The organism is Phenylobacterium ferrooxidans, from assembly GCF_042714595.1.
Lineage (GTDB): Bacteria > Pseudomonadota > Alphaproteobacteria > Caulobacterales > Caulobacteraceae > Phenylobacterium > Phenylobacterium ferrooxidans.
Genome location: NZ_JAOTJD010000021.1, coordinates 68131 through 78368, shown reverse-complemented (window position 1 = coordinate 78368; position 10238 = coordinate 68131). Strand labels below are relative to the sequence as shown.

Below are 10238 nucleotides of genomic sequence, written 5' to 3'. Positions count from 1 at the left end.
TTCCGATCTGGCCCGCTGGCCCGAGGCCTGGAGCGCTTCGAGGCGGGCGCGGTGCAGGGGCGCCATCAGGGCGATCAGGGCCTGGGTGCGGGCGGGCGTATGCCAGGCGACCGCCGCATCCGGCTCCAGCAGGCTGGCCAGGTCGCTGTTGCGGGCGGCGGGCGCGGCGCCCCGCCACCAGATCCAGCGCGCCGCCAGCTCGGCGGGAAGACGGGCCTGGGCCTCGCGCACCAATCGGGTCTGGAAGGGACTGTCGCCGGTCAGCGCCGCCGGCACGGGGTCGAGGGTCGCCACAACGAACACCCGGGGCCGCGACTGCGGCAGGAAGCGGGCGGCGTCGATCTCCAGGGCGCCGAAGCTGTAGCCCTGATCCGCCAGGGCCGCGCACAGGGCGGTGAAGTCGCCGCCGGAGGTCAGCAGGCCGCAGACATTCTCGATGACGATGGTGCGCGGCGCCCGGCCTTCCGAGGCGAGCGCCTCCATCAGCCGCCAGAATCCGAAGAAGGCCGAGGACCGACCGCCGGTCAGGCCCGCCCGCGCGCCCGCGAGGCTGAAGTCCTGGCAAGGCGACGAGGCCCAGGCGAGGTCGGCGCGGCCAGGCAGGTCGGCGGCCTCCAACTTCCAGACGTCCCCCTGGCGGAAGTGCTGCTCCGCATCGGCGAAGTTGGCGCGGTAGGTGGCCGACTTGACCGGATCGAAGTCGTTGGCGAAGACGCAGGTCCAGGCCTCGCCCAGCCCCAGGCGGGCCATGCCGCCGCCGGCGAAGAACTCATAGAAGGTGCGAGGGGCGTTCCGACTCATCGCCGATGAGTCTAGCCTGCTTCAGCCCCTGGGAAAGGATCGCCGCCATGCGTTCATTCGTCCTCGCCACCTCCGCGCTGCTGGTCCTTGCCGCCTGCACGCCGCAGGCCCCCGATGGCGCCGCCGCCCCGCCGCCTGCCGATGCGCCCGCGACCCCGCCCCCCGCCGCGCCTCCGGCGACATCGACCCCGCTTCCGGAGGAGTTCGCCGGCGGCATGGACGCGCGCGGCACCGAGCCGTTCTGGGGCCTGCAGATCCGCGACACCCAGATCACCCTGCAGCGTCCCGACCATCCCGCGGCGGTGGGCAAGAACCCGGGCATGACGGTGCAGAACGGCAAGGCCACCTGGGAGACCCAGGCCGGGGCCGACCGGCTGACCGTGACCCTCAGCTCCGAGGCCTGTTCCGATGGCATGTCGGACCTGAAGTACGACTACGCCGCCGTGGTGGTGATCGGATCAGAGACGCTGAAGGGCTGCGCCGGCCACGCCGGCGCCATGCCGAAGGAAGGCGCCTAGCCTTCGCCGATCGCCATGGTGGCGATCTGGGATTCGCCGACCTCGGCGCTCTCGCGCCCCGTGGGCAGGGCCAAGCCGACCAGGACAGCGGCGAAGGTCGCCGCGAGGAAGAAGACTTTCAGCGCCATGTCAGGGTCCTCCCGAACCCCAGTGGATGTCACACCTACAGCCTAGCTTGGCGGCGGTTAACGCATCGCCAAAACCCGCCGCAGTTTCGCCGGTTCCCTTAACAGATCGTGACCTGACCTCGCGGCGCCCTTGACCGGGTGGGGCCTGCGGGCGCCCAATTCGTCCCAACGAAAAGAGGGAGGCCGTCATGGAGCGCGCCTGGGACTTGGTGATCCGCAACGGCCGCGTGGTCGATGGCTCGGGCGGCGAGCCCTATGCGGCCGACGTGGCGATCAAGGACGGCCTGATCGCGCAGGTGGGCGAGGTCCGGGGCCGGGGCGTGGAGGAGATCGACGCCGGCGGCAAGCTGGTGACACCCGGCTTCGTCGACATCCACACCCACTATGACGGCCAGGCCACCTGGGACAGCCACATGCAGCCCTCGGCCTGGCATGGCGTCACCACCGTGGTGATGGGCAATTGCGGGGTCGGCTTCGCCCCCTGCAAGCCTGCGGACCACGACCGGCTGATCCGGCTGATGGAGGGGGTCGAGGACATCCCCTTCCCGGTGCTGACGGAGGGCCTGCCCTGGACCTGGGAGAGCTATCCCGACTATCTCGACAGCCTGGCGGGGCGGCGCTTCGACGTCGACATCGGCAGCCAGCTGCCCCACGCGGCCCTGCGGGTCTATGTGATGGGTGAGCGCGGGGCCAATCGCGAGGACGCCACGCAGGCCGATATCGCGGCCATGGCGGCCCTGGCCCAGAAGGCGGTGGAGGCCGGCGCGCTCGGCTTCTCCACCTCACGGACCCTGAACCACCGGACCAGCGACGGCCAGCCCACCCCGACGCTCACGGCCTCGGAGGCCGAGCTGACCGGGATCGCCATGGGCCTGGCCGCGGCGGGCAAGGGCGCCCTGCAGTTCGTCTCCGACTTCAACGATCCTGCCGAAGAATTCGCGATGCTGCGGCGGATCGTCGAGCGGTCCGGGCGGCCGCTCTCCTTCTCGCTCGTTCAGAACCCCCGCCAGCCCCGGCAGTACGAATTCCTGCTCGACCGCCTGCGCGAGGCCAACGCGGCGGGCCTGCAGATGCGGGCCCAGGTGGCGGGCCGGCCGGTGGGCATCCTGTTTGGACTGGAGCTGACCCTCAACCCCTTCACCAGCCGCCCCAGCTACCAGGCCATCGCCAAGCAGCCCCTGGCCGAGCGGGTCGCCAAGCTCAGCGACCCGGCCTTCCGCGTCCAGCTGTTCGCCGAGGGCGCCGCCGCCGATCCCGCCTTCGCCGCCAACATGACCCGCAACTGGGGGATCATGTTCCTGATGGGCGACGAGCCCGACTACGAGCAGACGCCCGACCGCACCATCGCGGCCATGGCCGCCGCGCGAGGCGTGGCGCCGGAAGAGCTGGCCCTGGATCACATGCTGTCGAACGGCGGGCGGGGCATGCTGTACCTGCCCTTCCTCAACTATGCCGACGGCTCCCTGGACCCCAGTTTCGAGATGCTGATCCATCCCGACACGGTGCCGGGCCTCTCGGACGGCGGGGCCCATGTGGGGATGATCTGCGACGGCAGCTTCCCTACCTCCAACCTCACCCACTGGACCCGGGACCGCACGCGCGGGCCCAGGCTGTCGCTACCGGCCATGATCAAGATGCAGACCCGCGACACGGCCGAGGCCGTGGGCCTGTTCGACCGGGGCCTGATCGCGCCGGGCTACCGAGCCGATCTCAACATCATCGACTATGAGAACCTGACCCTGAGATCGCCGTCGGTGGCCTATGACCTGCCGGCCGGCGGACGGCGGCTGATCCAGCGGGCGGACGGCTACGCCGCCACCATCGTGGCAGGCGAGGTGACCTATCGCGACGGCGAGCCCACCGGCGCCCTGCCCGGCCGCCTGCTGCGCGGCAGCCAGATGGCGCCGGCGGCCCTGGCGGCCGAATAGCGCGGGACCTCGACGGTCACATGTCGGCCTGTGCCGGTCGGCCCTGAGCCCGGCCTGACGGGCTTTCGCGCGATCCTGACGGGCCAGTGCGGCCCTCTGCTCCATCCGTGGCCGCCGACATGTTGCTGGGGTCTTCGCAGGCCTGCCGATGCAGGCCATAAGACCGCCATGCCATCCGCCTCCCTCGACGAGGCGCGGGAGATCCTGCGCCGCACCTTCGGCCATGCCGAGTTCCGGGGCCGCCAGGCCGAGGTGATCGAAGAGGTCCTGGCCGGGCGCAGCGCCATGGCGGTCCTGCCCACCGGCGGCGGCAAGAGCCTCTGCTACCAGATCCCCAGCCTGATGCGGCCGGGCCTTGGCCTGGTGGTCTCGCCGCTGATCGCCCTGATGACTGACCAGGTGGCCGGCCTGGTGCAGTCGGGCGTGGCCGCCGCGCGGCTGGATTCCAACATCGAGCCCTGGGAGAAGACCCAGACCTGGGAGCGGATCGAGCAGGGCGAGCTGGACCTGCTCTACATCTCGCCCGAGGGCCTGATGACCTCGTCGGTGATGGATCGCCTGCGCCGCACGCCGCTCGCCCTGATCGCCATCGACGAGGCCCACTGCGTCAGCCAGTGGGGCCATGACTTCCGCCCCGAGTACCGGATGCTGGGCAGGCTCGCCGAGATCTTCCCCGACGTGCCGCGCCTGGCGGTCACCGCCACCGCCGACGCCCGGACCCGCGACGACATCCGTGCCGAGCTGCGGCTGGAGGACGCCCTGGAGTTCGTGGCCAGCTTCGCCCGGCCCGAGCTGGCCTTGTCGGCCGAACGCAAGCGTGGGGCCGGACACAAGCGGGTTCTGGAGCTGATCGAGGCGCGGCCGGGCCGCTCCGGCGTGGTCTATGCCGGCTCCCGCGACGGGGTCGACAAGCTGGCCGAGAGCCTGCGCGCCGCCGGAACCCACGCGCTCGCCTACCATGCCGGCCTCGACAAGGCGGTCCGGGCCGAGCGGCTGGAGACCTTCCTGGAGGCCGACGCCGCGGTGATGGTGGCGACCATCGCCTTTGGCATGGGGGTCGACAAGCCGGACGTCCGTTTCGTGATCCACGCCGATCCGCCGGCCTCCATCGAGGCCTATTGGCAGGAGATCGGCCGGGCGGGACGGGACGGCGATCCGGCCGAGGGCATCACCCTCTATGGCGCCGCCGACATGGCCTGGGCCTACCGCCGCATCGACGGCCGCGAGATGGACGACACCGTCAAGGCCGTGCAGCGCCGCAAGGTCGGCCAGTTCTACGCCATGATGGACGGGGCCAACTGCCGCGCCGCCGCCGTGCGCCGCTATTTCGGCGAGGAGGGGGTGGAGCCCTGCGGCCAGTGCGACCTGTGCCTGTCGCCGCCCGAGAGCATCGACGCCACCCAGGCGGCCCAGAAGGCGCTGTCGGCGGTGCATCGCCTGGGGGGGCGGTTCGGGCGCGGGCGGCTGGTGGAGCACCTGCTGGGCAAGACCAAGGAGCCCTCCAGCTTCGAGGCGGGCCTCACCACCTTCGGCATCGGCAAGGAGTTCAGCGTCAATGGCTGGCGCGACCTGATCGACCAGCTGCTGTTCGATGGTCTGCTGAAGGAGGACCCCAATGACGGCCGTCCCCTGATCGGGCTGGGGGATCCGGAGGGGGTCAAGGCGGTCTATCGCGGCGAGCGCCGGGTGGGCCTGCGCAAGGCGCCCGAGGAGAACGACCCCACCACCCGCTCGGGCAAGCCCCGCAAGCGCCGCGAAGCCGCCGACATCGATGCGGGGGACGCGGCTCTGTTCGAAGCCCTGCGCTACTGGCGGGCCGGCGAGGCCAAGCGCCAGCACGTGCCGCCCTATGTGATCTTCCCCGACCGCACCCTGATCGAGGTCGCCCAGTCCAAACCCGGATCCCTGCCCCGCCTGGCCGCCGTCTCCGGCGTGGGCGAAAGCAAGCTCGCCCGCTACGGCGAGGCGGTGCTTGAAGTGGTGAAGGGGTTCGAGGGCTAGGCTGCTCGAGATGCGGCGCTGGCCGCCTCGGGCTCGCGCTGGGTGATGGCGCCGCACCAGCCGAGACCGCGATAGGTTTCGTGGCCGGGGGTCAGGGCGTAGCCGACAGTGACGTGGTCGGTGGCGTAGCTGCCCATGCCGGTGGCTCGGGCTTCCGCCACCGCCCTGGTGCGCATTTCCCGGTGGAAGTCGTCAAAAGTCCTGATTATTGAGCAGCTTGTGCTCGAACGTCAGGCAGGCGTCAGGAAGACGTAGCGCTGATAGGGGTCGACCAGGGCCCAGTCGGCGCCCTCGATGCGCCAGTCCGGGTAGTTCGCGGCCAGGAAGTCCAGGGTCATGGAGGTGTCGCCATACGTGGCTTCACCCTCCACGGTGTCGCGCCCGTGAGGGGCGAAGGCGAAGCCCTCGGCGGCATGTTTGGCCTGGTAGGCGGCGGCCTGCGGCGCGTATTCGGGGTTCACCGCCCAGTATTCTTCGGGACGGATGGTGATGGCCAGCAGGCCGTTCGGCGCGATGTGTCTGCGCAGGGCGGAAAGCGCCGCGTCGGTGGCGTTGCGCGAGGTATGGGTGAAGACCGAGAAGGCGAACATCACGTCGAAGGCCGCTTCCGGCGCCGGCAGGCTCGCGGGCAGGTAGTCAGACTGGGCGATATTGCCAAGCATGCCCGCGTCACGGCAGAGGCTGACCGCCAGATCCCAGGGATCCACCGCCCAGATCGCCTCCGGATTGGCGAAATAGTAGAGCATCCGGGTGATGCGCCCGTAGCCGCAGCCATAGTCCATGATCCGGGCGCCCGAGAGCGAGCAGTTGCGCAGGGCGGCGTAGTTGTAGGCCAGGGCGCGGACGAAACTGACGGTCTGTCCCAGCAGGATCTCGCCGCTATTGCCGGTGAAATTCCGCTGGGTCTCGTCCGAGGCCATGCGCGGCAGCAATTTTGACAAGGCCGGCAGGTCGGCGCGCGGAAGGCCGATGAGCAACAGGCCGAAGGCGTCCAGCGAGAGCTTGCCGCGCAGGAGGGTCAGGACCTCGTTGACGGTCGCGCCACGGGCGGCGAGGCCGTCGGCCTCCGCCACGATCTTGGCTTCATCGATGAGCAGCACGCAGGAACCTTTGGCCTAGGCGGCGAGGGCCGCGCGGAGGGTTCGTTTGCCCAAACCGCGCGGCGGTTACAAGTCCAGCTTAGACGTCGACCTCGGCGTCGAGGGCGTTGTCCTGGATGAACTCGCGGCGCGGCTCCACCAGGTCGCCCATCAGGCGGGTGAACATGTCGTCGGCGTCGTCGGCGTGGTTGACCCGGACCTGCAGCAGGGTGCGGGCGTCGACGTCGAGGGTGGTCTCCCAGAGCTGCTCGGGGTTCATCTCCCCCAGGCCCTTGTAGCGCTGGATGGCGAGGCCGCGGCGGCCGGCATCCATGATCGCGCCCACCAGGTCCAGCGGCCCCCGCACGGTGGTGACCTTGTCCTTGCGGGTGAAGACCGCGGGGCCAGAGAAGGTCTCTGCCATGGTGGCGGCGCGTTCGGCCAGACGCCGGGCGTCGGCGGCGTGCAGCAGCAGGTCGTCCAGCACCACGCGCTCGGAGACGCCGCGCTTCACGCGGCTGAAGACGAAGCCGCCAGCCGGACCGGGCTCGCCGCTCCAGTTGCCGTCGCTTTCCTCGGCATAGAGATCCAGCCGCTTGGCGGCGGCGTCGATATTGGTCCCCTCGGCCAGCAGGCCGCCCAGCGCCGCCTGCTCGATGGCGAAGGCGGGCGCACGGGAGGACAGGCGCTCGATATTGGCCTTGGCCGAACGGGAGGTCTGGATCAGGGCCAGCAGGTCGGGGCCCACCAGCCGCTCGCCGCTGGCGAGGTCCAGGGTCGCGCCCTCCAGGCCCTCATTGACCAGGTAGGTCTCCAGAGCCGGATCGTCCTTCAGATAGGTGATCGACTTGCCCTTGGCCGCCTTATAGAGCGGCGGCTGGGCGATATAGAGGTAGCCGCGCTCGATGACCTGCGGCATCTGCCGGTAGAAGAAGGTGAGCAGCAGGGTGCGGATGTGGGCGCCGTCGACGTCGGCGTCCGTCATGATGACGATCTTGTGGTAGCGGACCTTCTCGATATCGAAGTCGTCGCGGCCGATGCCGGCGCCCAGCGCGGTGATCAGGGTGCCGATCTGATCGGACCCCAGCATGCGGTCGAAGCGGGCGCGCTCGACATTCAGGATCTTGCCGCGCAGGGGCAGGACGGCCTGATTCTCGCGGTTGCGGGCCTGCTTGGCCGAGCCGCCGGCGGAGTCACCCTCCACCAGGAAGATTTCGGACTTGGCGGGATCGCGTTCCTGACAGTCAGCGAGCTTGCCGGGCAGGGACGAGATGTCGAGCGCGGTCTTGCGCCGGGTCAGGTCGCGCGCCTTGCGGGCGGCTTCACGAGCGGCGGCGGCCTCGGTGATCTTGGCGATGATCAGCTTGGCCTCGACCGGGTGTTCCTCGAACCACTGGCCGATGCCTTCGGAGACCAGGCTCTCGACGGCCGGGCGCACCTCCGAGGAGACCAGCTTTTCCTTGGTCTGGCTGGAGAACTTGGGGTCCGGGACCTTGACCGACAGCACGCAGGTCAGGCCTTCGCGGCTGTCCTCGCCCGACAGCGAGACCTTCTCGCGCTTGGTGGCGCCCGAACTCTCGGCATAGCCGGTGATGATGCGGGTCAGCGCCGAGCGGAAGGCGGCCAGGTGGGTGCCGCCGTCCCGCTGGGGGATGTTGTTGGTGAAGCAGAGGACGTTCTCGTGGTAGCCGTCGTTCCACCAGAGCGACAGGTCCAGCTCGACGTTCTCGCGCTTGCCGCGGATCACGATGGGGGCCTTCAGGATCGGGGTCTTGGCCTTGTCCAGGTGGCGCACGAAGGCCTCGATGCCGCCCTCGTAGTGCAGGACCTCCTCGAAGGGCTCGGCCTCCCGGTTGTCCTTCAGCCAGATGGTGACGCCCGAGTTCAGGAAGGCCAGCTCGCGCAGGCGATGCTCCAGGGTCTTCCGGTCGAATTCGATGAAGGCGAAGGTCTCCACCGACGGCATGAAGGTGACCTCGGTCCCCGACAGGAACTCGCCGTTTTCGCGCAAGGGCGCGTCGCCGGTGACGATCAGGGGCGAGACCGCGTCGCCGCGGCGGAACTCCATCTCGTAGGCCTTGCCGCCGCGATAGATCTTCAGGCGCAGCCAGTCGGACAGGGCGTTCACCACCGAGACGCCCACCCCGTGCAGGCCGCCGGAGACCTTGTAGGAGTTCTGGTCGAACTTACCGCCCGCGTGCAGCTGGGTCATGATGACCTCGGCCGCCGAGACGCCTTCGCCCTCGTGAATGTCGGTGGGGATGCCGCGGCCGTCGTCGGTGACGGTGACCGAGCCGTCGGGATTGAGGATCACCTCGACCCGCGTCGCCCACCCGGCCAGGGTTTCGTCGATGGCGTTGTCCACCACCTCATAGACCATGTGGTGCAGGCCCGACCCGTCATCGGTGTCGCCGATGTACATGCCCGGCCGCTTGCGCACCGCGTCCAGGCCCTTGAGAACCTTGATGGACTCCGCGCCGTATTCGGCCTGGCCGTTGTTCTCGGGGGTGTTGTCGGGGATCTGCGTTTCGTCGGTCATTCGGTATCCAGATAAGCCAGGCTGGAGCCGTCCACATGGACGCCCTGGGCCCGGCCCTTCAAATCTTCGAACAGGTGCTCGTCGGTGCCGGTGAGGAAGGCCTGCAGCTTGAGCGCCGTGATCTCGTCGAACAATGCGGCCCGCCGGCGGCGGTCCAGATGCGCTGCGACTTCGTCTAGCAACAATATAGGGTTTGGTCCTGATTCTGCACGCGAAAGTCGCGCCGCCTGGCCCAAAACCAGGTTCAGGATCAGGGCTTTCTGCTCCCCGGTCGAACACTCCGCGGCCGGGCGGTCCTTTTCGGCGTGAATGACCTCCAGATCCCCCCGATGGGGGCCGGTCAGCATCCGGCCGGCGGCCGCGTCCCGCTCCCGCGCCGAGGCCAGGGCCGCGACCAGCCGGGCCTCGATGTCCTCGGTCGCCACCCCCTGACCGGCCATCTGTTCCCAGGGGCCCGAGAGGCTGAGCCGCGCCTGGGGGAAGGGTCGGTCACCGCGCTCGTCGATCTCGTTTTGCAGGGCCGACAAGGTTCTTGCACGAGCCGCCGCCATCAGGGCCCCGGCCTCGCCGAGCCTGGCCTCCAGGGCGCTCAGCCAGTCGGGGTCGGCGGGGCCGTCGGTGAGCAGCCGCATCCGCTCGCGCTGGGATTTCTCGTAGGCCGAGGCGTGGGCGGCGTGGGCGGGCTCGGCGGCGAACACCAGGCGGTCGAAGAACCGGCGGCGGTCGCCGGCGCCCTCCAGGAACAGCCGGTCCTGGGCGGGTGTCAGCCAGACCTGGCGCTGGTGATCAGCCAGGCGTCCGGGCGGCACGGTCTCGCCCTCCAGCCGGACGGTGCGCCGCACGGCGCCAGCGACCTCTGTGCCGGTTCCCAGCCGCACCGGTTCGCCGTCGATCTCGAGGGTGGCCGCCACGGCCCAGGCGCGGCCTTGGCCCTCGCCGGGCAGCCGCCGCCCCATCTCGGCCAGGCTCGCGCCCCGCAGGCCTCGGCCGGGGGTCAACAGGGACACCGCCTCAAGCAGATTGGTCTTGCCCGCCCCATTGGGCCCGATCAGGTAGACGGGCCGGCCGTCCAGCGGCAGCTCGGCGCGGCCGTAGGAGCGGAAGTCGGTCAGGGTCAGGCGGGTAAGGGCCGTACGGGTCACGCCTGGGGTCTTACAGGGTTCGCACTCGCGCGCGAAGCGGCATGGCCTTGAGCCCGCTCCCGGCGAAGCTAGTGTGTGGGTGACGTCCAGGGGGTGGTGCGC

The 10238-nt window shown here is 70.0% G+C and carries 9 protein-coding genes; 3 read left to right on the top strand and 6 right to left on the bottom strand.

The genetic code is table 11. The features are described 5' to 3' along the window. Nucleotides 1-801: DNA cytosine methyltransferase (locus tag OCL97_RS12400; protein WP_377370328.1), on the bottom strand; the 801-nt coding region annotated here is incomplete at its 3' end. 47 nt (nucleotides 802-848) lie between these two features. On the opposite strand from OCL97_RS12400, the gene OCL97_RS12395 reads away from it, so the two are divergent. After that, on the top strand, nucleotides 849-1319 hold the full coding sequence (locus tag OCL97_RS12395; RefSeq protein ID WP_377370327.1) for a COG3650 family protein: 471 nt from the start codon (nucleotides 849-851) through the stop codon (nucleotides 1317-1319). Here the strand turns inward: OCL97_RS12395 and OCL97_RS12390 are convergent. Beyond that, nucleotides 1316-1447, bottom strand: coding sequence for a hypothetical protein (locus tag OCL97_RS12390; RefSeq protein WP_377370326.1), 132 nt, complete (start codon nucleotides 1445-1447; stop codon nucleotides 1316-1318). The genes OCL97_RS12395 and OCL97_RS12390 overlap by 4 nt on opposite strands. Nucleotides 1448-1635: 188 nt before the next feature. Between OCL97_RS12390 and OCL97_RS12385 the strand changes: the two genes are divergently transcribed. Together OCL97_RS12385 and recQ are read left to right on the top strand one after the other, a co-directional pair. Further along, nucleotides 1636-3375, top strand: coding sequence for an N-acyl-D-amino-acid deacylase family protein (locus OCL97_RS12385; RefSeq protein ID WP_377370325.1), 1740 nt, complete (start codon nucleotides 1636-1638; stop codon nucleotides 3373-3375). A 168-nt stretch (nucleotides 3376-3543) separates the two neighbouring features. Next, nucleotides 3544-5376, top strand: a complete 1833-nt coding sequence (recQ, locus tag OCL97_RS12380) for a DNA helicase RecQ (protein WP_377370324.1) — start codon at nucleotides 3544-3546, stop codon at nucleotides 5374-5376. Here recQ and OCL97_RS12375 read toward each other — a convergent pair. The 4 genes from OCL97_RS12375 to recF form a co-directional block, all read right to left on the bottom strand. Continuing rightward, a complete protein-coding gene (locus OCL97_RS12375) occupies nucleotides 5373-5552 on the bottom strand; it encodes a hypothetical protein (RefSeq protein ID WP_377370323.1) in 180 nt (59 codons plus the stop codon). The two genes, recQ and OCL97_RS12375, sit on opposite strands and share 4 nt — an antisense overlap. A 54-nt stretch (nucleotides 5553-5606) precedes the next feature. Next, nucleotides 5607-6476, bottom strand: a complete 870-nt coding sequence (locus OCL97_RS12370; RefSeq protein ID WP_377370322.1) for a class I SAM-dependent methyltransferase — start codon at nucleotides 6474-6476, stop codon at nucleotides 5607-5609. Nucleotides 6477-6555: 79 nt separating this feature from the next. Then, a complete protein-coding gene (gyrB, locus tag OCL97_RS12365; protein ID WP_377370321.1) occupies nucleotides 6556-8994 on the bottom strand; it encodes a DNA topoisomerase (ATP-hydrolyzing) subunit B in 2439 nt (812 codons plus the stop codon). Beyond that, a complete protein-coding gene (gene recF / locus OCL97_RS12360) occupies nucleotides 8991-10136 on the bottom strand; it encodes a DNA replication/repair protein RecF (protein WP_377370320.1) in 1146 nt (381 codons plus the stop codon). Before recF ends, gyrB begins: the two co-directional genes overlap by 4 nt. Nucleotides 10137-10238: the final 102 nt, after the last annotated feature.

Coding starts and splice junctions, on each gene's coding strand:
- OCL97_RS12390 (WP_377370326.1), bottom strand. CDS start 1,447: ATGGCGCTGAAAGTCTTCTTCCTCGCGGCGACCTTCGCCGCTGTCCTG.
- OCL97_RS12395 (WP_377370327.1), top strand. CDS start 849: ATGCGTTCATTCGTCCTCGCCACCTCCGCGCTGCTGGTCCTTGCCGCC.
- gyrB (WP_377370321.1), bottom strand. CDS start 8,994: ATGACCGACGAAACGCAGATCCCCGACAACACCCCCGAGAACAACGGC.
- OCL97_RS12375 (WP_377370323.1), bottom strand. CDS start 5,552: ATGCGCACCAGGGCGGTGGCGGAAGCCCGAGCCACCGGCATGGGCAGC.
- OCL97_RS12385 (WP_377370325.1), top strand. CDS start 1,636: ATGGAGCGCGCCTGGGACTTGGTGATCCGCAACGGCCGCGTGGTCGAT.
- recQ (WP_377370324.1), top strand. CDS start 3,544: ATGCCATCCGCCTCCCTCGACGAGGCGCGGGAGATCCTGCGCCGCACC.